Source organism: Methylicorpusculum oleiharenae, assembly GCF_009828925.2.
In the GTDB taxonomy this organism is placed as follows: Bacteria; Pseudomonadota; Gammaproteobacteria; order Methylococcales; family Methylomonadaceae; genus Methylicorpusculum; species Methylicorpusculum oleiharenae.
The window spans coordinates 1154283-1176631 of the sequence record NZ_WUTY02000001.1 but is presented as its reverse complement, the minus strand read 5'-3'; the positions used below and the strand labels follow the sequence as shown (position 1 = coordinate 1176631).

The window sequence follows — 22349 nt, the reverse complement described above, 5'->3', positions numbered from 1 at the left end:
TCTTTGGGTCGGAAAAATCGACTGTGATGGAGGATTATTCTGCAAGGGGAAACCGCTACAAGACAAGTAGGGATAGATTCACCTGGATTTCAAATTGAGTCACCTACTTTTGGCGGACAAATTGGGCAGTTTGCTATCATGAATCTACCTTACAGCGTTTATTTAAAATACTTAACATTGACTCAACGCTCCCGCCAGAGCCCGTCATTAACTAGAAAACAGGCTATAGGCTCATCAACATCATTTGTAATTTTAACCTCTAGACCGTTCGCGAGCTCGTTCCCTATTTCGCTCTTGATCGCCTCAATACTAAAGCCAATGGCGGGGAAGCTTTTTTCCCAACACGGCCAACCTACTGACTGCCATTGATACCCTGCCGCTTTCAGTCGGTCTTTGATCGCAAATGTTCCTCCGCCGCTACGAGACTCCTGATTACCCACTTTAACCACCATTCGGCTTGATTGCCCGGCTACCGGTGGATAGTCTTGCCAGTTAATAGCCTGCCAGAAAAAACGATTAGTTTTTATATCATACAAAAAAGGCGATTTGTTTTCGCCATCAGTCATGATGACCAGCTTTTTTGCCGCTCGAGTGAGCGCCACGTAAAACAGCCTCCGCTCTTCGTTCGTTATTTTTTCAGGACTATCACCCAGTATCCGGAAAAATACCCAATCCGGATGGACCATGGGATAGCGCCGTAAAACGGCATCCAGCACGATTACCATCGACTTTTCCAGACCCTTGTATTTATGGCATGTGGAAATACTAATGCGCTCTTTAAGGTCCTTGGGGAAATAGGCTCTAATCAACTCCAAAAACTGATCAAGTCCGGCACCACCGTTCACCCCGTTTTGATCCCCTCTGTGTCAGGATAGTTGACGTCAAAGTTGAAGCTGTCTTTTTAGCCCAATTGATTCCGTAACAGAGAGTACATGATTAATGTCAAGATCAAAGGGCCTTGCGGATGAGTGTCGGTTCATTGGCCAACTTAAATCAGCAGGTTTTTGGACTTGCCTTGAAAAGTTAACGATTAAGGCACGAAGAAGGAGCTGCGCGCGCTTAGGCGTATTAATAGGACTGAAAATCATATACAGTAAGACTTACGAAGAGTCGGTTAATCAATCGCCACTGTTGTCAGGAGCTATTGGATCCGCGATATAAATTATTATAAGTAGTTGATATTTAAGAATAGGATGGTTCTTTATTTTAAGTTTTTGGGTTGATTTTTTGATGCTACTAGCTATTAGTATGCTACTTTATTTTAAAAGCCATTTTAACTTATACATTTAAATCAATGTCTTACGGATCATGAAAGTATGATTCTTTATTTTAAAGTTACAGTTATCGGATTGGAAAATGCGTTTGACCATGGCTTGCACGGTCGCCACTTGAATGCGGGTTTCCGCTTCGGCGGCCATATCGCCAAGTTCGGCAACGTTGTAGATCTTGGATAAAGTTTGGTTTTGTTCCAGCGGTGAATCGTTAAAGGCATCGATAGCCTGTTGACCAAGCGCGGTTCGATCCACCAGAAAAAGGATACGTTTGAAGCGCTCTGTTTTCAAAAAGCGATACATCAAACCGATAATCGTTCGGGTTTTACCCGTCCCGGTTGCCATAGCCACAATAGGCAATTGTGCTGATTGTTTTCCAGTGCCGCTTCGACAGCCTGAACTGCTTTTTCCTGATAATCTCTTAATCGTAGATACGCAAAACCTTCTTGGCGTAGCTTGTCTTCCGCTGCGGTTTTACTGCGTTGAAGTCTATCCAGCAAACCATCGGGACTATGAAAGTCCGGTAATGGTTTCGCTAAGTTAAAAGGCTCTCGGACATCGCGAAACCAGGTGCCGGATTGCTCCGCCAATTGCTTAACAAAAGGCCGTCCATTACAGGAATACACATAGGGGATTTGATAGTGACCCTCTTCATGATCGGGCCATGCGATACTGCGGCCTTCTAATTGCCAGGCAGTCTCAATGTTGCCGATAGGCATAAAGCCACGAGAATAGCGTTCGACCTGGGCTATTTTACCGGCAACATTGACGTTTTCGCGTTTGGCTTCTACTACTGCAATCGGGGTTAATCCGGCGAACAATACATAGTCGGCAGCTTGTTTGCCTTTGGTCGGCCATTCGGCAATGGCTTTGTTTTTACCTTTTTCGGGTCTTACGCCTTTTTGGTAGGTCAGCTCCTCGGTGTCAGCTTGCCAGCCTGCGGCAATCAGTTGCTGATCAATTAGAATACGCGTTAATTCTTCATTGAGGGATAGTTCTGCAGCTGCCTTTTTAATAGTTGCGCCAACCTTTTGATTAGCCGGCCCGCGTGTTTCCAACTCCTTTTGCATGGCTTGTAAACGATCTTCAAAAGCTTGTCGTTCCAGGCATAATTTTTGTTCATTTTCTTGAGCCAACTGCTCGAATAGGCGAGCCTCAGCATCCATTTGTTCGGCCAATGCTGCGTATTGTTCTTTTTCGCGTGCGCTTAGTTCGATCAGCTGCTGGTTGGTTTCAACTTGCTCACTGGCATCTTGAAGCCTGGCTTTGAGCTGATCAATTTGAATGGTCAGCGCTCTTAACTTCTGGCTGGGATCGGTTGGAGCGATGAAGGGACCCGGTTTAAAATTTGTGCCTTGTTTACCAAATGCCTGATGGAACCAGATAGCCAATGCGCAGACCATCCAGGGCTTCTTTGTGCTGAGTCTTGAACTGATGGGTCGCTCGGTTGCCTTCTATTCGCAAGGTGTGGAACAGCTCGGCAACATTGGTTTCCAAGCGAATTTCACGATTCAACTTGAACAATAAATCGGCTTGACTGGTTTTGTCATCAAACTCAATGCCACATCGCGCCGCCAAATCTTGTGCCATCGCTTCGCCTAATTGGCGCAGTTTGATTAGTGTAATGTTAGGGTCACTGGCAAATGCGTGCTCGGCAGAAGTAGCTAACTGAAAAAATAAGGGGTCGTGTTCCTGTAAGAAAGCAAAATTACTCTTGTCGTCCATTATTTCTATTGAGCCTAATGTTTCTACTGCGTAAATTGCCAGTTAGTTTGTAAATAGTATAAGCTGGTTTTTAATATTTTTGGCTTAGCGTTAGATACTAATAGAACAATAACTTACTGTAGCGGTTTAATAAGGTGCGGCCTGATGGGTTGTTTTTTGCATATCAACTTCCTCTTTCATATGGGCTAATCCGTAAAACGGATCATAGCTGACTCTATGTCAACTCCCTGCTTGCTCCCAGTATTCGTGAATAAAACCGATCTGCCCAGCCTTCAATGGACTTTGAATCTAACTCCCCTTTATGTCCCGATTTGGGGTGAGGTATACCGTGATGGTTGTTTTTACCGCACATCTGATCAAGCAACTTCGAAGGCCATCGCAAAGATCCGCGTACAAGTTCTTCCTCTAAGCGTGTTAAATCCTGCTCTAAACTTGATGTTGGTTTTAGGATTAGTAACTTTGTCGATAACGGTTTATCTGCATCAGAAGTGTCGACCTCAAGTATGTGGAATATTTTTCCAGAAATTGAAACTTCAATAACAGCCAAGCATCTGGGGTTTCTATCCGTTGTCAGTAAGTGTTTATTACACCGAGGAATAGAAGGTAATTTGCGAAGTGGAAATCTAATGACCGAACACTCATCCTTTTTTTCAAGCAAACGAGTCATTGTAAAAAAACAAGTAAACTTGTTTATGTAAAGATACGCATCATCTGTTTGGTCATCTATGTTGTTCCAATCGGCACCAGGAAGATTCCCTGTGATATCTGATTCATCGGTACTTGCATCCTTAGATACATAATCGGGTTCACTGTCGTTTTTTTTACCTGATTTTGCGGATGTTTTCTTATTTGCGATACGGTTTGTTTTTATAGGCTTATCAAACTCAATTTCTATAGTGTCCGGTCTGAGAATTACTCTTTGGGTATCAGAGCTAGGAGTAATGCCATCATGAATAATATGCTCAGATGGTAAATTATTTCCTGATGCAGCAGCACCCCTTTTTGATCCATGGACCGGTTGTTCAAAATCGGGGTGGAAGAAGTCAACCTCTGATGGTACTTCAGCTCTTATGTTACGAATACCATGAATCTCGTAAACAAACATACTTTTAGTTTCATTGTCTATCCATCCCCTAACGCTGAACTTGGTATTTGGCAATGGTGGAGGCTCAAAACTAAAGTTCCAGTGTCGATAGCAGTTGACATCATAACCGTTCATTTTCTGGTGCTTCCCGATACTCTCGTAAGATTTTCGAGCATTCTCATCAAGCAATATCCAACTCAAAACCCTCCGGCAACCTGGATCATTGAAATGCTTAAGTGAAAAATTTGATGAAATCATTACGTTAACAAGAGCTCGATCAACATCCCTATTTATCTTAATATCAAACTCGGCAGCTAAATAATCTGGCTCAAGCGATGTTCTAGAGAGATAGTTGTCATGAAAGAATAGAGCTCTAGCAAGCTCAAATTGAGGAAGATAGATAGCCACACCATCATCATCGAAAACAAAGCAACTTTGTTCTGCTTCTTCCCTTTTAGTATTTTTTAATGCGGGACAATCTTTTATCTTTTTGACATTCCAAAGACACGTAGTATCTATAGTAAACTCCCTTAAAAAACCTGGAGCTTTATGCTGCTGTGTTTCATTTAGGTAACGTTTTCGTGCTAAAACAGGGGCATTAGACATTCGCATGTAATTCTTTTCTTGCCGAGGGTAATAATCAATATTAATTGACCACTGACTGCCATTTTGTAATCGGAATAGCGTTCCAAACCCCAGAATTTTTACCTCGTCCTCTAAATAATCAAATCGAAATTTATCCATTTTCCCTTACTATTAATTCCAGAAATCGACGGGCTTTTTCTCTTAACCGTTCTTCACTTAGACCCGACAATCTCAATATTTTCCATGGCTTCCAGTTATGGCTATCCAAAGGTACAGAATTAATTATATTGGTAATTCGTCGAATCTGATAATTTTCTATAGATTCACAATATTTATCAAAAAATAATCTGGTTAGCGGGAGATTGCAAATTTTCTTCTCAACTGTTGATGCTTGGTTAATGTGAGATAGAAACCATTTCATGGTTCGACGAGGATTGCTCAAATCTAACTCATAATCATCTCGAATTTTGCAAAGTGATCGCACTATAGTTTTATCACGAGCCTTCCAATCAACCCTATTATTTACAATTTTTGTAGGCAATTGATGTTGTTTATCTACATCCAAAAGCCAATCCCTATCGTGCCGGTATAACCAAGCATATACTGCACCTCCACTATTGGCTCTGGCTTGTTTTACTCCACAATGGCAAAGCAAGCTCATCCACTTTTCCCTGTATACATTTGTTTCACTTACATTAACTAATTGGATAACTGGAACTTTATAGGAATTATATGGATCTCTAGGATGAGAAAATACTGATTTAATCTCGTCTTCAAATTGCCAGCCGGAAGATAATAAAGCATCCAACACAACAATGTGCTCAAGGTAACTGAATGACTTCCTGTGTTTTCTAAATATCGTGCGAAGCCAACAGCTTTGCTCGTCTTTAGGAGTTAATCCATGAGCACTTAACCATTGTCGACCCCAGTGCTCTATAACTCTTTGCTTAATCGACGCATACTGAATTTGATGACCTCGATTTAAACCACTATTTTTTGCAATACACTTGTAGTAGCTAGTCCATTGGTGACAAGTTGGAGACAGCAAAGATGAGCAATTCAAAATACTAAGAACTTGTTTTGTTACCGCCTTAGACTGATAGGAAGACTCGTTTTGCCTATTGTTTGGGCAGTTTTTTGGTGTTGCTGGGAAAAATTCATGTCGATGATACCCATGACGCTCAATATTCGAAGTCAAAAGCTGCCCATGCTCTAGGCAACAGTCCGCACCGAATACCTGCCATTGCCTATACCAATAATATTCTCCATGTAAGGATTGCTGATTATCCAAACATTTTGGACAATACCTGAGGTTCTGACCTTGCTGAACTCTTGATGCCACAACGCCAAGCGCCAAATGAACCGCTCCCTGAGAAACACCAGACATCCACTTGAGACACTGTAGGCGCCTATTTTCGTTGACAAATGGAGTATAAATAGGAAGGAGAGTATGCCGATTAGCCAAATTTTCGACATCCAAGTTTAATGTTTCCGGGTACAGATCAGCAATTTTTTGTAAGTGGCATGGTAAATCTAGTGTCGCAATCACCTTGCGATTTCCAAAAACCTCATCTAAAAGTTCTTTAGGTGATTCTATGCCCAAATGAGTTCCAGCCCGAGCCACAGTGCTGTATATCAGCTCATTAGTATAGGGGACCGGAAAGCCCAACATTGTTAACCAGCTTTTTCGAGCCAGTGTTGGAGATCAAAAATGATACCTTGGCTTTTAAGAGCTTCATATATCAGACTTTGTTCACCCTGCGATGACTTAAATCTGATATCGTCAGTTTCCAACTTATGCCAATCCTTTTCCTTAATATATATCATATTATTTAAAGGTGCTTTTTCTTGCTTCTGATTTAAATTTTCATACCACTCTAGCACGAGTGGAATCATTTCTCTAACAGATAGATTGGGATGATCAGCAAATACTTTTTCAATTAACGGAACGAGGAGGTCTGAATGACAATCCATTCCCCTAAGTAAACTATGTAGCCGCAATGCCTGTTCATTGCCTCCATATCGCTCTTTTTCAGAACTTTCATCCAGCTGGTAGTCATCTATTTTTTTGCGAAGTTCAAGAACCTTTTTATCAATATCTTGAACATGAAGATCCGAATATTTTGCAATAAGCTCAGGATCGCCTGATCTTAAAGCTGCAAGCATAGGGTGTACTGGTTTAAGCTCTTCATCATAGACATGTCGCAATAACTTTACGTTTATTCTTTCAAGACCAATGGCTATGGCTCTGAGCTGAGCGAGCACAAAGAGTTTTACAACTATATCTAATACACCCTGAGAAAGATCATACCAACAATCCCTAATTTCATCGGACATAATCTCATCGCGCTTTTGCAACCATTGATACTTCCAAAGTGTGTCCGTGAAGGCGATCCATTCTGTTCTTTTTGATTTGCCCGTTTGGCAATCTGAAAGAGATTTTGTAGCTCTCATGGGCTCCCAAAATAGCGAACCAAATCCAGCACTGCGCCTACCAGATTGAAGCTCTAATTCGAAAATTGGTCTGGCCTTAGGTGTGCCGATCAAAATCACAGGCACACCAACTGTATTAACTAATTCAACAAAAAACTCCAACATGGCATCCTGCCCCCCAGAGCGCCTGCTGTTAAGCCTTTGAATTTCATCGATCACCAACATACCAATTGCTTTATGAGTAGCCACTTGGCTCATCAATGCTAGCAGAGTGGGTTGTCCATACCGTTTTTGCCCATATCGTTGTTCATAATTTGTATGTAGCACTCTGTCAACTTCTCGAAAAAAATTAAGGCAGAGACTCTTTAACGAGCCATTATTGGGACATTCGATCCTCAAATAGCTTAGCTGAGTGAAGTTATGCTCTTCGTGAAAGATAGCCTGGGGATAGGTCGCCAAAATTCGATTCACTGTCGAGCTTTTGCCGCTCCCAGAACATCCAATCAACGATAAACTCCGAGCTGTTGAGCGTGTATTAGCAAACCTGAAACTGTCTAATTGACCACTCATAATACGTTCATAGCCATTTTGCATATGGCGATTCAAAGAACCATCACTTAAATTACGACCAACATAGCCGCTTCGAATCATAATTGATATCTTTTCTTCCAACTGAAGATGATTAGCAATTGGTTGAAAAAAATCATCCAATAAAGCAGAAATTATATGCGCACGTTTTCGGCCATCAGCATATATATCGGTAGGATTAAATTCAACCTTACCTGTAAGTCCTTTTTTAATTTGCTGGACAGACATAATTGGCGGCAAAGCTTCAATCAACGGGTTGCCTTTATACCTATCTGCGCCAGGATCACAGTAAACAGCATTTACGAAGTTACTTGGTAAAGACATTTACTCGCTCTCATTAAAAAGTTCATCGATATGATTAGGGTAACTAAAATCTTCAGTTGTTTGCTCCCCTAAATGAATAACCTGAGCTGTATTTTTATTATCAACGACCGGAGGTCGGTAAGCCGAATCTTGCCTTTCCTGTTGTTTTTCTTTGCGTTTATTGTCATTAATTGCGGCGATTTGCTCTGCATTCGTTAACCCACTGGTATCTGGAGCTTTTGATAAAGCAGATTTTATCTTTGATTTAATAAAACGCTCATGCTCTCGCTTCTTCTTATCAGAAACCTGGCCTACTTGAGCCATTACTTTTTTTTGCTGATCTTGAACTTGCCAAACATCCCAGAATGAGCAATTCAAAAACTCCCGTGAGCGATGAGCAAGTTTACATGTCCAATATTCCACACTATTTTTCTTTGGAAACAAGTAGATATTATCTGCTGACCCAGGATCATAACCAGCCTCAAGATTAATAGGCCGAGATACGCTTGAAGAACGATGCAACCAACCTTCTTGTATAACTTCTGATGATGTAAAGTAAATACCAAAAGCACTAATACCAAGCTCAGAAATACTCACTTTCACTCTTGGCAATAAACTGACTCGCAAAGCATCCTCGTTTGCTGACCTTAATCGTCCTGTACGGTGTTGAATTCCCCAATTCCATAGATGCAATGGAACTAACGGCAAATCTGCTGGCATATCAATATCACGGTCATATTTTTTAAGAGTCGCATACTGATTGTGAAAGAGAATCGACGCAAGAACAATTTCTTGAAAATCTCGAACAGATAGTTTTGCATCTAGCCGGTAATCTTTATCACCCCTTTTTTTAATTTTTGTGCCTTTTACTACACCAGGAGCAAAGGGGGTAAAATCAGCTTGAAGAGTCTTAAAACTTCTCTCAACAATACCTTTAGCATCACCTCTATAAGGAGGAGTGTTCTCAATTCTAACGGAAAAATTGTTTTCTAAACTTTCAATTTGATGACCTAATAGTTCCCCTCGATCAGCAAGAATGGCATCTGGAAGCCCGACTACAGGCCAAATTTCTTCATCAATATCAAACCCATATTTTTTGCAGTATGCTACTTTATTCGTCATGGCACTCACTAATGCTTGCATAGCTGCGACATATGATGGATTCTCAAAGCCAACATAGAAACCTGCAACCATCCTACTGAATACATCTTTAACAATGTAAACCACAGGCCGACCAACTATGTTGGCCCTGTCGCTATCGGAAACTAAATAAATATCTGCTATTGTTGCATCAATTTCAAACCTTGAGCCTGGACCAAGAACTTGCATATTAGCAGTAGAACTCAGGGGTTTAATATCCTTATTAAATTCAATTTTGCTTGAACGTTTTTTAAGTTTTTCGACTAATTTATATTCTCGCTTGTAGAAATGGTTCATTTGCCAATTAGTAGGCATTTCTTCCTCTGGAGTGTTTGGAAAGTGGGTCTCGTATATATCTTTGAACTTTCGATGAGCATAAGGAAAAGAATAGCCTTTATCCGTTAGTAAATACTTATCTATTGCTACGCGAAACAGCCTCTCAATAAACTCATCAACATTAACACCGACTCCAGGCATATATTTTCTTGGACGCCCAAGCTTTTTGTTTTGAGCAACGCGCTTTATCCCTCTAGCCCCAGAGTTTTTATAGTCAGGAAGCAGCGCATTCGGTATCTGTCCTCGTTGCCAATAACGTCTTGCAATACGATATAACGTTTGTTTTGTAGTACCATGCTTTTCGATAATCTGGTTAATGATTTCTGCACGGACCTTTGGCAAAAAAAACTCTGGCGAATCAACCAGTGGCTTTATGAGCTGATAATTTTCATCTCGCTTGAGTTTAAGTAAAGAACCATCTTCTGGCATTTGCAATAATAACTGACTAAATGACTCTTTTTCACGAGTAAGTTCTCCTTCATCAATAGCTGATCGTAGTTCTTCTAGATCAATGAGTGATGGGAATGAACTGTTATCATCGATTCGAATCCAGACTACCTGTGTTGATAACAAAGCCAAAATTCGATATGTTACACCGTTGTATTTCAATATCTCATTGATTTGAAACATGAAGTGTCTCCACTAAATGATTAATGCTACTCGACTTTAATTGCTTAGCTTTTAACTTTATTGTTGGTGTGAATAAATCGAATAGGAAACATCGTCTTGCAAGTAATTGGCGAATTTCTTGAAGTGATTCGCCTGGAGGCTGGTCGTAAGCAATATCTAAAGATTTACAGATATCGATCATCAAGATATCTGGCGATTTCTGAAAGTGGTGAGCATAGAACTGGACTCGTTCTAAAACAGTTTCGTGATTTATTTCATCTCGCTTTGCAGGATAAAGCCAATTGATATTTTTGACGACAACACTAGGAATTTCTTTTTCTGTAACAATCTGCCAGGGTATATTTTTTTCAACCCAGTAGCGCCTTTCAATTTCCAATTTTTCAATAGTTCTTGGATCATTTAGTGCATCTGCGTATTTAGCCTGAAGCACGAACTTGGGTCGTTTAAGATCCTTGGCATTTACTAAAAAATCAGAGGACATGTATTGTTTAAAGCCAGAAATGGCTGGATGAGAAATACCAATGTCAATAGCCAACCTACTGGTAATGTCTCTTTCTAAAGGAAACTGCTCTCGGATTTCTATAACTTCTGAATGCCACTCGAGCAAGAGAAATACTGCAAGTTCGAGATCAGATAATAAGTGATGGGTACGTTGCGATTTATGCCCGAATATTCGATGAGACCTACCTTCCGAAGGTAGATCTCGCACTGTTATCCATGGTTTGTACTCGATACCTCTACCAGAACCCCGGCCATCCTTGATCCATTTTTGAAATTTTACTTCCGAAGTTCCGTATGATTTTCTAGCCATAATTAAACCATCCTGCATTGCTCGTTCTTCAAGCCTAGACTAAGATGGTTTTAATATGCAACTTTATTACTTAGTATGATACTTTATTACTCAGTATGATACTTTATTACTCTCCTACAACAAACATCTCACCTAAACCGCTCGTTATTCAACAGTGACTGATTTTGCGAGGTTCCTGGGTTGATCGACATCCGTGCCTTTTAAGACGGCAACGTGGTATGACAAAAGTTGTAATGGAATGGTATAGATAATCGGTGAAATTTCATTATCGACAGAAGGAATCTTGACTATCTGAACATTCGCATCCGGCTGAGTCACCAGGGACTCGTCCATGAATACGATCAACTGTCCGCCGCGGGCGCTCACTTCTTGAATATTGGATTTCAGCTTGTCCAGCAGACTGTTGTTGGGCGCCACAGTGATGACCGGCATTTCGGCATCAATCAACGCTAACGGACCATGTTTTAATTCCCCGGCAGGATAAGCTTCGGCATGAATGTAGGAAATTTCTTTCAATTTCAGTGCGCCTTCCATTGCAATCGGGTAATGCGTGCCGCGGCCTAAAAATAAGGCGTGCTGCTTTTCTGCAAATTGTTCTGCCAGAACATTGATAACATCGTCTAACTTCAGTACTTCTTCGATCTTTCCAGGCAAACTGAATAACTGTGAAGCAATTTTATTCTCCAGTACCTCGCTTAAACTGAAACGCCTGCCTATTGCGATGACCAGTAACATCAGCGTTACCAGTTGAGTGGTAAAGGCTTTGGTTGAAGCAACTCCGATTTCCGGACCTGCGCGGGTCATCATCACTAAATCCGATTCGCGGATTAATGAACTCTCAGGCACGTTACAAATCGCCAATGAATATTTAGCGCCCAATTTTTTTGCTTCCTGCAATGCGGCCAGAGTATCGGCGGTTTCGCCGGATTGAGAGATAGTGACGACCAATGTGTCCGGAGCAATTACCGGCTTTCTGTACCTGAACTCACTGGCAACTTCGATATTGCAGGGCACCCGGGCTAATTTTTCAAACCAGTATTTAGCCACCAGACCTGCGTGATAACTGGTTCCGCACGCCAGTATTTGTATCGCTTTTACTTGATTGAAAATCTCCGGGGCATTATGTCCGAAAGCATTGTCCTGTAAGCGGTTATCGATAAACCGGCCTTCCAGGGTTTCGGAAATTGCCCAGGGCTGATCATAAATCTCTTTGAGCATGTAGTGCCGATAAGTGCCTTTTTCAACTGCATCGGCTTTTAGCTGGCTTTCTTTGACCGGCCTTTCCACGCGGTTGCCGTCTTTATCGAAAATCACTACGCTATCGATGGTCAATTCGGCAATATCGCCATCTTCCAAAAAGATAAAACGCTGTGTCACCGGCAAAAGTGCCGCGACGTCCGAGGCGATGAAATGCTCGCCTATTCCAATACCGATCACCAATGGGCTGCCTTTGCGGCAAACGATCAGTTTGTTTGGCTGGGTATAGCTGATAACCCCCAGCGCATAAGCGCCTTCTAATTTTTTTATCGTGGCTTTTACTGCATCCAGCAGATCGGGCGTAGTTTCCATCTGACTATATATTTCGTTGACTATCACTTCAGTATCCGTTTCTGAAGTAAATTCATAGCCATCAGATTTTTGCTGACTTCTCAGTTGTTCGTGATTTTCAATAATGCCGTTGTGAACGACCGCTACTTTTTCTCTACAAATGTGAGGATGCGCATTGGCGGTGCTGGGTTTGCCATGCGTTGCCCAGCGGGTGTGTGCAATTCCGATGAAGCCTTGAATGGCATCTTCGGCAATCATCGCTTCAAGGCCTTTGACCTTGCCCAAGGCTCGCTTCCTATACAGTGTATTGTCTTCGATAACCGCTAACCCGGCAGAATCGTAACCTCTGTATTCAAGCCTTTTCAGCCCTTCAATCAAAATAGGAACAACATTCCTTTGTGCTACAGCACCCACAATTCCGCACATATTATTTCTCCTTTTTTACCGGCCTTTGCCAGGAAGCTATTGAAATTTGTTTGGCTCGCGCCAATGTCAACTGACCATCGGGCGTGTCTTTGGTAATCGTCGATCCCGCACCGATGGTTGCGTTGTTGCCGATCGAAACCGGTGCAATCAATTGCGAATTCGAACCAATAAACGCGTTATCACCAATTATAGTCTGGAACTTATTTACGCCATCATAATTGCAGGTAATCGTTCCCGCTCCAATGTTGACATGGCTTCCTATCAAGCTATCGCCGATGTAGCTTAAATGATTGACCTTGCTTCCTGTCGCAATTTTGGACTTTTTGATTTCCACGAAATTACCAATATGCACATTATCTGCCAATAGGGCTTGTGGTCTTAACCGTGCGAAGGGACCGACCCGACTGCCGCGGCCCACTTCTGCGTCTTCTATGATGCAATTGGGTAAAATTTCGACGTCATCATGAATGATGGCATTTTTAATAATGCTGTTGGCGCCAATTTTTACATTATTGCCCAGGCTGATTGAGCCTTCCAAAATAACGTTGATGTCAATTTCTATATCGATACCCAGCTTTTCAACGTGGCCTCTGACCTCAAAACGCGCGGGATCGGCCAGTGTAACGCCTTCCGTCATCAGTTTTTCGGCTTGCTCTTTTTGGAAGACTCTTTCCAGGTGAGCCAGCTGCAGTCGGTTATTGACACCTAGGACCTCATCTTCCGTTGCCGGTTGTGACGTTACAATCTCAAAGCCATCATTGACGGCCATCTCAATAACATCGGTCAGGTAATATTCTTTTTGCGCGTTATTGTTCTCTAAACGGGACAGCCACGATTTGAGCAGTCCGCCCCTTAACGCCATAATGCCGGTATTGACTTCATTGATTGTTTTTTGGGCGGCGTCGGCATCTTTTTCTTCAACTATTTTGATAACTTTATTGTGTTCATTTCTGACGATACGCCCGTATCCACTGGGATTTGCTAGCGTCACGGTAAGCAAGGACAGCGAGTCTTTCGCACCCTCCAATAATTTTTGAACGGTGTTTAGCTTGAGTAAAGGGACATCTCCATACAAAATCAGGACGATGGCATCATCCGCAATTTGGGATTGAACCTGTTGAACAGCATGGCCCGTGCCCAACTGTTCCTTTTGCTCGGTCCATTCAGCCTCTAGATGCTTTAGCTTTTCTAATACCTGGTCGCCGCCATGACCGTATATGATTTTGATTTCATTATTGTCAAGCGCACGGCTCATGTCGTAAACATGTTCCAACAATGAGCGGTTGGCAATTTTATGCAATATTTTCGGCATAGCAGAACGCATTCGAGTGCCTTTACCTGCGGCCAGTATGACTGTCGTTAATTTCATTCTCGTATCCTTTAAACAAAAAAAGCCCGACAACGTATCAACGTTACCGGGCTTTGATTTTTGGGCTGGGCCCATTGTCAGTTATCCGCCTCTTTTTCTGAGCCGGTCTAATGTTTTAAGCTGCATCATCGCCTCAAGTAACTGAGCTTGAGCTGTAGCATAGTCGATTTTTCCGGATTTGTCGGCCAATGCCTCTTCCGCTCGTGCTTTAGCTTCAAGCACGGCAGCTTCGTCGATATCTTTAGCTCGAATTGCTGTATCAGCCAAAATCGTCACCAAATGAGGCTGTATTTCCAACAAACCACCCGACACATAGAAAGGATAACTTTCTGTTTCGCTTACTTTAACCCTGACTTCACCAGGTTTTAATTTAGTAATCAAAGGGGCATGCCGTGGAGCAATACCCACTTCGCCGAGCTCTGCAGGAGCAAATACCATTTCCGCTGTACCAGAAAAGATTTCCTTTTCTGCACTCACGATATCCACATGAACTGTCATAGTCATCTCGGTTATACCTGATTAATTAACTTTTGAGTGCTTTTGCTTTTTCTAACGCTTCATCAATAGTTCCGACCATATAGAACGCTTGTTCCGGTATTTGGTCGTAATCACCATCGATAATGCCTTTAAATCCAGCAATGGTATCTTTCAGCGACACATATTTTCCTGGTGAACCGGTAAATACTTCCGCGACGAAGAACGGTTGAGACAAGAAACGCTGAATCTTACGGGCTCTGGATACCGTCAATTTATCTTCTTCGGATAACTCGTCCATACCCAAAATGGCGATAATGTCGCGTAACTCTTTGTACCGTTGCAAAATGCCTTGTACGCTTCTGGCCACATCGTAATGCTCTTGACCAATAACTAATGGATCCAACTGGCGGCTGGTAGAATCCAACGGATCGATTGCAGGATAAATACCCAATTCAGCAATCTGACGTGATAATACGACGGTTGCGTCCAAGTGAGCGAACGTGGTTGCAGGCGATGGATCGGTCAAATCGTCAGCAGGAACATAGACCGCCTGGATTGACGTGATGGAACCGGTTTTGGTCGAAGTGATACGCTCTTGCAAGACACCCATTTCTTCAGCCAGCGTCGGCTGATAACCTACCGCTGACGGCATCCGTCCCAACAAGGCCGATACTTCGGTACCTGCCAGCGTGTAACGGTAAATGTTATCCACGAAGAACAGAACGTCACGGCCTTCATCGCGGAAATACTCCGCCATGGTCAGACCTGTCAATGCAACTCGCAGTCTGTTTCCGGGCGGCTCGTTCATTTGTCCGTATACCAGCGAAACTTTGTCGATTACATTCGAATCGGTCATTTCGTGATAAAAATCGTTTCCTTCCCGGGTTCTTTCACCGACACCGGCAAACACGGAATAACCGCTGTGCTCGATAGCGATGTTACGGATCAATTCCATCATGTTGACGGTTTTACCAACCCCGGCTCCACCAAACAAACCTACTTTTCCGCCTTTTGTGAAAGGGCAGACCAAGTCGATAACTTTGATACCTGTTTCAAGTAACTCGGTCGCCGCTGCTTGTTCGTCGTAACGGGGTGCTTCACGGTGAATTCCCCATTTTACTTTTTCGCCGATGGGGCCTTTTTCATCAATCGGATCACCCAACACATTCATAATACGACCCAAGGTTTCTTGTCCAACCGGGACAGAAATTGCTGCATGAGTATTATTGACCGCTAAGCCTCTTTTCAGACCATCGGTTGTACCCATCGCAATGGTTCTGACAACGCCGTCACCCAATTGCTGCTGTACTTCCAGTGTCAGTCCATATTCTTCAACATTCAGTGCGTCATACACTTTTGGCAGGTTTTCGCGTGGAAATTCCACGTCAACAACCGCTCCGATAATCTGTACAATCTTACCCAGACTCATTATGTGGTCCTCTTAACTTTGTGTCGCTTTAATTTGGTTTAAACGGCTGCAGCACCGGCAACAATTTCTGAAATTTCCTGAGTGATAGCGGCTTGTCGTGCTTTGTTGTAAATGAGCTGCAATTCGCTGATAAGATTTCCAGCATTGTCCGATGCGCTTTTCATGGCGATCATTCTTGCAGCTTGTTCACAAGCATTGTTTTCGACTAAACCTTGATAGACGATCGATTCAACATACCGGATCAATAAGCTATCCAACAGTTCCTTTGCATCAGGCTCGTAGATGTAATCCCAATGACTTTTCAAATCCTCTTCCAATTCAACTGCTACTATCGGCAACAGTTTCTCTATCGTTGGTTTCTGGGTCATTGTGTTGATAAACTCATTACTGATAACGTAAAGTTCATCTATCCGTCCATCATTGTAGGCATCCAGCATAATCTTGATGATACCGATGATGTCGCTTTGATGAGGCACATCGCCCAACTTGGCAACCTGGCCCACCAAGTTAGCGCTTAGCCGGCTAAAGAACGCGGAACCCTTGCCCCCTATTGCACAAACATCAACTTCTATCTGATCTTTTTCCCAAAGCGATAATTGTGTTAACGCCTTCCTGAACAGGTTGGAGTTCAAACCTCCGCACAATCCGCGGTCAGACGTTATAACAATAATTCCAACTCTCTTGACATCTCGAGTAATCAGAAAAGGATGCTTGTATTCAGGATTAGCCTGAGCCAAATGCCTGATGATCCGGCTTATTTTTTTAGAATAAGGACGGGTAGCCTGCATTCTATCCCGGGTCTTACGCATTTTGCTCGCAGCGACCATTTCCATCGCCCGCGTGATCTTCTGAGTATTTTTAATACTGACGATCTTTGTACGTATTTCTTTACCAACAGCCATTTGACGACCTATTACCAGGTATGAGTTTTAATAAAGGCTTCTACTGCGTCCTTCATTCCTTGTTTTATCTCATCATTGAAATCGCCTTTCTCGTTGATTTTTTGCATCAACGCCGCATGCTCGGCTTTCATATAGCCTTGTAATGCCGATTCGAAATCAAGTACCTTCTTTACATCAACGGTGTCCAGATAACCTTCGTTCGCAGCAAATAACGATATTGCCATTTGCGCTACCGACATCGGGGCGTATTGATTTTGTTTCATCAATTCCGTTACCCGTTGACCGCGCTCAATCTGTTTTCTTGTACTTTCATCCAGATCAGATGCAAACTGAGCAAACGCCGCTAATTCTCGGTATTGAGCCAAATCCAGACGGATACCGCCACCGAGCTTCTTGATAATTTTGGTTTGTGCTGCACCACCGACCCGTGATACCGATAAGCCGGCATTTACTGCAGGTCTGATACCTGAATTGAACAGGTTGGTTTCCAAAAAGATCTGACCGTCAGTGATTGAAATCACGTTGGTTGGTACGAATGCCGAGACGTCACCGCCTTGTGTTTCGATGATCGGTAAAGCAGTCAAGGAACCGGTTTTGCCTGTTACCTGGCCATTGGTCAGTTTTTCAACTTCTGCTGCATTGATACGTGCAGCTCTTTCCAATAAACGTGAGTGCAGGTAGAACACATCACCCGGATAAGCTTCACGACCGGGCGGTCTGCGCAGCAATAATGAAACTTGACGATAAGCCCAGGCCTGTTTGGTCAAGTCATCATAAATGATGAGTGCATCTTCACCACGATCCCGGAAATATTCGCCCATTGAGCAGCCGGTGTAAGGTGCAATAAACTGAAGCGCTGCAGATTCGGAAGCCGATGCCGCGACGACAATCGTATGTTCCATTGCACCGTGCTCTTCCAATTTTCTGACTACGTTAGCAATTGAAGAACGTTTTTGACCGATAGCCACATAGATACATTTGATGCCTGTCCCTTTCTGGTTGATGATGGCATCTACCGCAATGGCTGTCTTGCCTGTTTGCCGGTCACCAATGATCAATTCCCGTTGCCCGCGGCCAACCGGAATCATCGCATCGATTGACTTCAACCCTAACTGAACCGGTTGATCAACGGATTGACGTGCAATTACACCTGGTGCGATTTTTTCAATCGGCGAAGTTTCAGTGGTCTCAATTGCGCCTTTTCCGTCTATAGGATTACCTAAGGCATCCACAACACGCCCTAATAAGGCTTCGCCTACGGGTACTTCTAAAATTTTACCGGTACATTTTACGGTAGCGCCTTCGGTAATATGCTGGTAGGCACCAAGTACAACAGCACCCACCGAATCTCTCTCCAGATTTAACGCCATGCCGTAGGTGTTGCCGGGAAACTCCAGCATCTCACCCTGCATTGCTTCTGAAAGGCCATGGATCCTGACAATACCGTCAGTTACACTGACTACTGTACCTTCTGTATGGGCTTCGACGTTCAGGTCGAAATTTTCGATCTTCTTTTTGATCAGATCACTTATTTCAGATGGGTTTAATTGCATGTTCTGTTTCTCACTCTAGACTTAGAGCCTCTTTGCTAATTGTTGAAGCTGGCCTTTGATGGATCCGTCAATCACCTTGTCGCCTGCTCGCACCACTAAACCGCCAATAAGTGCACGATCAATAAAAATAGTCATGCGTACCTGTTTTTTCAGGTTTCTTTCCAATGTGGCGGTCAGATGATTCAGCTGTTCGTCTGCTATAAAAAAAGCAGAAACAACTTCAACATCAATATAACCTTCATCATCGGCTTTCAGCTGGTCGTAAATTTGGGCAATTGCGGACGCGAGTTTAATCCTATTGTTGTGAACCAGTAGTTTAAGGAAGTTTTGGCCTTCCTGATCTAATTGTTCTTGGCAAATATCAAGCACCAGATTTAAAAATCTATCTCTTCCGATTTTCGGATTTTCAGCGGTCTCAGCAATGACATCATCACGCATCACAGTGGCAATGAAAGCCAATGAATCAGACCACTTGGCTGCTGTACCGGTTTCCTTTGCTCTTTTGAATACCGCTTCTGCATAAGGTCTTGCCAGCGTTGCGAGTTCGCTCATTTTGCTTAACCTAGTTGATTAGAAATTTTGCTAACGATTTCCTGATGCTTGCCTTCGTCAATCTCGGCACTCAAAATCTGCTCCGCCGCTTTTATGGCTAACGAAGAGACTTCCTTACGCAACCCTTCTTTCGCTTGCTGTAATTCTTGATCGATTTGTGCCTTGGCTGCATTCAATAAGCGGTCACCTTCCTGCTTGGCAACTGTTTTTGATTCCTCAACAATCTCGTTTGCCCGTTTTTGAGCCATTGTCACGATGTCGGCAGACTGCTCTTTAGCATTGCGTAAAACGCCAAGTGCTTTTTTCTCCGCCAATTCCATTTCGTGCTGACCTCTTTCGGCAGCCGCCAAACCATCGGCTATTTTCTTTTTCCGCTCTTCCAACGATTGAAACAGTGGGGGCCAAATGTACTTCATGGTGAACCACACCAGAAGCGCAAATGTAATCATTTGCCCGATCAGAGTAGCATTGATACTCATGATGCGTTCCTCTTGTTGCTGTTGTTTGTGGGGAAATTTCTGTTACTTACCAGCCGCTGCTTCAACCGCAGACAGGAATGGATTAGCAAAAGTAAAGAACAACGCAAGACCAACACCAATCATCGTTACCGCGTCCAACAGACCCGCAACAACGAACATTTTTACTTGTAACATGGGTACCATTTCAGGTTGACGCGCTGCGCCTTCCAGAAATTTACCACCCAGCAAACCGAAACCAATCGCAGTACCTAAAGCGCCCATACCCAAAACCAGACCTACTGCAATTGCAGTCATGCCTTGTACGTCAGCAATTAAAGATGCAATTTCCATGATACCTCCAAACGTATGATTAAAATTAGAATGTTAAAAAAAATATTAGTGATCTTCGTGCGCCATACTCAGGTAGACAATGGTCAAAACCATGAATATAAATGCTTGTAAAGTGATAATCAAAATATGGAATATTGCCCATGGAAAACTCAAAACGGGTTGAATAAACCATGGCAGTAATGCGATAAGGATAAAAATAAGCTCACCGGCATACAGGTTTCCGAATAACCGTAAAGCCAATGAGATAGGCTTCGCGATTTCCTCGACGACTTTCAGCAATAAGTTAAACGGTAACAGCCAGGGACCGAAAGGCTGAAACATCAGTTCCTTTGCAAAACCCCAAGGACCTTTAACCTTGATGCTGTAGAAAATAATCAAACAAAAGACAGAAATGGACATCGCGAATGTCGCGTTTAAATCCGTACTGGGCACGACTCTCAGATAAGTGATGCCCATCATCGATCCGATCGCCGGCAAAATATCCACCGGGAACAAATCCATAAAATTCCAGAGAAAGACCCAGCAGAAAATAGTCAGCGCCAGAGGACAAATTAATTCACTTTTCCCATGAAAACTGTCTTTTACCTGAGTATCTACAAACTCGATCAGCATTTCGACAAAGTTTTGTACCAACCCCGGCACACCCGCAGTTGCCTTATCAGCAGCCCGTTTAAAAAACCAGATGAACAAACCACCTAAAGCTGCCGAGAAAAACAAGGTATCCAGGTGCAATGTCCAAAAACCTTCACCCACACTTAACGGTGTTAAATGGTGAATGATATATCCGGTTGCCCCTTCGGCTGCATGAGCTTCAGTAGCCATTTTTCCTCTCTCTTAGTGTTTACCAGCGCAAGATCAGCGCAAACCAAAAAACGGACAATGCTGCAACATAACCAGTTAACAGCGGTAAAAATTCAATATCTGGGAGTTGAAAAATCAAAAAGAACAGCAGCGCTGTCAAAATGAGCTTTCCTGATTCCCCGGCATAAAAAGAATTGACAATCTTTTTTGCATTTTGCCCGTTCGCACGAAAAACCCACAAGATGAAATACAGGTTTGGCAAAAACGCGACAATACCACCCATAAAAGGTGAATAAGCAGAGGGTAGCCCTCTGAAAATTGCAAAGCCTGCCGAGGTAACTATTATCAATATGCCCTGTAGAGTTAAAATTTTCGACATGGACGACAATTGATTATCTGCCACGCTCAACCCCAGAACAAAAACACAAAAGATTATATCGTCCAAAGCCTCTTAAATCAATGCACTTTAGACCTCTCTGGCGATTATCTGGACACGATTAAAGAAACAAACTGTTTCTACTTCTCAGCAAATACCGTGACCGACTTCACAATCAAAGCAATTCTCCTGCAATGTCGCTGACCATAAAGTCATTGATTTCCTGCTCACGTTCAAAATTACCCAACGCCAGACAGAGTTTAACGTAAGCGGCCTCAATCGACATATTCCAGATCATCTTCGCACCCGCGTTCAATAATTCACAGGTACTTTGGTACGCCGCCTCGGACTTGATGGCCGGCGCCAGATAAACAACAACGCCTTCTTGTTTACAGCGCTTGATAAAAGTCACCAGAGAGCAAGACGCGCCCCATTGCATTGATGAGCAGGCTGTTCCGGAATGATATAAATCATGCAGCACGGCATCGACGCCCGACAGATCCAGGTGCGAATAATTTAACCCCGGATAAGGCTTGATCATTAAAATGCTATCTGAAAATACTGGCAGCATCTTTGGCCCATTCGTAATGCAGGGCTTCCGTGTCTGTTCAGTCAGCTCAATGAAACCTTGTGCGCCGAACTCCAGGTGATGCTTGAATTGAACGCTGATAAAATCACCACTTAACTGTAAACTTGATGCCAATCTGACCCCTGAATGCAGATGCATCGCTTCCGACTGATTACGATAAGGCACAAATACACCGGCTCGCATCTGCCGCTTGATATACTCAACTGCACAGGCAAAATTAGCCAAACCGTTGGCCCTTTTATCATCGAGCGGATAATCACTGGACACCAACAAAAGCGGCACGGTTAATTTGTTAAAATAAAAACCAAGCGCTGCCGCAGTATAAGCGAGCGTATCGGTTCCATGGGTGATGATGATCCCCGCCCATTGATCCGGATGCTCCGCTTCTACAGCTTTGATCAGGGTTGTCCATGCACACGGATGAAGGTTTTCACTGAGCAATTGGAGCGGCTGCAGGCATTTAAATTGAATTGCCTGCTCAGCATCATGAGTTTTTCGGTACAAATCGATCAGCTTGTAACTGTTGGCGGGATCGGTATCAATAGAGCCTTCTGTTATTGAAGACCCTATCGTTCCCCCTGTAAATACGACTAATATGTCTTTCATGTCAAA

Annotated in this window: 21 protein-coding genes; all 21 read right to left on the bottom strand. The window is 43.1% G+C overall.

The window, feature by feature from the left end:
- Positions 1 to 182: 182 nt before the first annotated feature.
- Positions 183 to 845, bottom strand: coding sequence for a 3'-5' exonuclease (locus tag GO003_RS05535; RefSeq protein WP_159656989.1), 663 nt, complete (start codon positions 843 to 845; stop codon positions 183 to 185).
- Positions 846 to 1286: 441 nt separating this feature from the next.
- Positions 1287 to 1616 (bottom strand): DEAD/DEAH box helicase family protein, encoded by a 330-nt coding sequence (locus tag GO003_RS05530; protein WP_231088838.1) that lies wholly within the window; start codon positions 1614 to 1616, stop codon positions 1287 to 1289.
- Entirely contained in the window at positions 1574 to 2662 is a 1089-nt protein-coding gene (locus GO003_RS05525) for a type I restriction endonuclease (protein ID WP_231088837.1), read from the bottom strand. The genes GO003_RS05530 and GO003_RS05525 overlap by 43 nt, the downstream gene beginning before the upstream one ends.
- Positions 2631 to 2996, bottom strand: a complete 366-nt coding sequence (locus tag GO003_RS05520; protein WP_231088836.1) for a DUF4145 domain-containing protein — start codon at positions 2994 to 2996, stop codon at positions 2631 to 2633. The genes GO003_RS05525 and GO003_RS05520 overlap by 32 nt, the downstream gene beginning before the upstream one ends.
- Positions 2997 to 3210: 214 nt before the next feature.
- Positions 3211 to 4824: a Tn7-like element transposition protein TnsE gene (locus GO003_RS05515; RefSeq protein WP_159656991.1), complete on the bottom strand. Its 1614-nt coding sequence runs from the start codon at positions 4822 to 4824 to the stop codon at positions 3211 to 3213.
- On the bottom strand, positions 4817 to 6337 hold the full coding sequence (locus tag GO003_RS05510) for a TnsD family Tn7-like transposition protein (protein WP_159656993.1): 1521 nt from the start codon (positions 6335 to 6337) through the stop codon (positions 4817 to 4819). Before GO003_RS05510 ends, GO003_RS05515 begins: the two co-directional genes overlap by 8 nt.
- A 2-nt stretch (positions 6338 to 6339) precedes the next feature.
- Positions 6340 to 8010 (bottom strand): AAA family ATPase, encoded by a 1671-nt coding sequence (locus tag GO003_RS05505; protein WP_159656995.1) that lies wholly within the window; start codon positions 8008 to 8010, stop codon positions 6340 to 6342.
- Positions 8011 to 10095, bottom strand: coding sequence for a DDE-type integrase/transposase/recombinase (locus GO003_RS05500; RefSeq protein WP_159656997.1), 2085 nt, complete (start codon positions 10093 to 10095; stop codon positions 8011 to 8013).
- Complete coding sequence (locus GO003_RS05495) at positions 10079 to 10906, bottom strand: TnsA endonuclease C-terminal domain-containing protein (RefSeq protein WP_159656999.1); 828 nt, start codon at positions 10904 to 10906, stop codon at positions 10079 to 10081. The genes GO003_RS05500 and GO003_RS05495 overlap by 17 nt, the downstream gene beginning before the upstream one ends.
- A 144-nt stretch (positions 10907 to 11050) precedes the next feature.
- Positions 11051 to 12880, bottom strand: a complete 1830-nt coding sequence (glmS, locus tag GO003_RS05490; protein WP_159657001.1) for a glutamine--fructose-6-phosphate transaminase (isomerizing) — start codon at positions 12878 to 12880, stop codon at positions 11051 to 11053.
- Position 12881: 1 nt separating this feature from the next.
- Complete coding sequence (gene glmU, locus GO003_RS05485; protein WP_159657003.1) at positions 12882 to 14249, bottom strand: bifunctional UDP-N-acetylglucosamine diphosphorylase/glucosamine-1-phosphate N-acetyltransferase GlmU; 1368 nt, start codon at positions 14247 to 14249, stop codon at positions 12882 to 12884.
- An 81-nt stretch (positions 14250 to 14330) separates the two neighbouring features.
- Positions 14331 to 14753, bottom strand: a complete 423-nt coding sequence (locus tag GO003_RS05480) for a F0F1 ATP synthase subunit epsilon (RefSeq protein WP_159657005.1) — start codon at positions 14751 to 14753, stop codon at positions 14331 to 14333.
- A gap of 19 nt (positions 14754 to 14772) precedes the next feature.
- The gene (atpD, locus tag GO003_RS05475) at positions 14773 to 16155 is read right to left on the bottom strand and encodes a F0F1 ATP synthase subunit beta (RefSeq protein WP_159657007.1); all 1383 of its coding nucleotides are present in this window, start codon (positions 16153 to 16155) and stop codon (positions 14773 to 14775) included.
- A gap of 38 nt (positions 16156 to 16193) precedes the next feature.
- Entirely contained in the window at positions 16194 to 17057 is an 864-nt protein-coding gene (gene atpG, locus GO003_RS05470; RefSeq protein ID WP_159657009.1) for a F0F1 ATP synthase subunit gamma, read from the bottom strand.
- Positions 17058 to 17068: 11 nt separating this feature from the next.
- A complete protein-coding gene (gene atpA, locus GO003_RS05465; protein WP_159657011.1) occupies positions 17069 to 18610 on the bottom strand; it encodes a F0F1 ATP synthase subunit alpha in 1542 nt (513 codons plus the stop codon).
- Between the two features lie 21 nt (positions 18611 to 18631).
- The gene (locus GO003_RS05460) at positions 18632 to 19162 is read right to left on the bottom strand and encodes a F0F1 ATP synthase subunit delta (protein WP_159657013.1); all 531 of its coding nucleotides are present in this window, start codon (positions 19160 to 19162) and stop codon (positions 18632 to 18634) included.
- A 5-nt stretch (positions 19163 to 19167) separates the two neighbouring features.
- Positions 19168 to 19641: a F0F1 ATP synthase subunit B gene (locus GO003_RS05455; protein WP_159657015.1), complete on the bottom strand. Its 474-nt coding sequence runs from the start codon at positions 19639 to 19641 to the stop codon at positions 19168 to 19170.
- Positions 19642 to 19683: 42 nt separating this feature from the next.
- Entirely contained in the window at positions 19684 to 19971 is a 288-nt protein-coding gene (gene atpE / locus GO003_RS05450; RefSeq protein ID WP_159657017.1) for a F0F1 ATP synthase subunit C, read from the bottom strand.
- 45 nt (positions 19972 to 20016) lie between these two features.
- Positions 20017 to 20793 (bottom strand): F0F1 ATP synthase subunit A, encoded by a 777-nt coding sequence (atpB, locus tag GO003_RS05445; RefSeq protein WP_159657019.1) that lies wholly within the window; start codon positions 20791 to 20793, stop codon positions 20017 to 20019.
- Positions 20794 to 20812: 19 nt separating this feature from the next.
- On the bottom strand, positions 20813 to 21175 hold the full coding sequence (locus GO003_RS05440; protein ID WP_231088834.1) for an ATP synthase subunit I: 363 nt from the start codon (positions 21173 to 21175) through the stop codon (positions 20813 to 20815).
- A 148-nt stretch (positions 21176 to 21323) separates the two neighbouring features.
- On the bottom strand, positions 21324 to 22343 hold the full coding sequence (locus GO003_RS05435) for an asparaginase (protein WP_159657021.1): 1020 nt from the start codon (positions 22341 to 22343) through the stop codon (positions 21324 to 21326).
- Positions 22344 to 22349 lie beyond the last annotated feature (6 nt).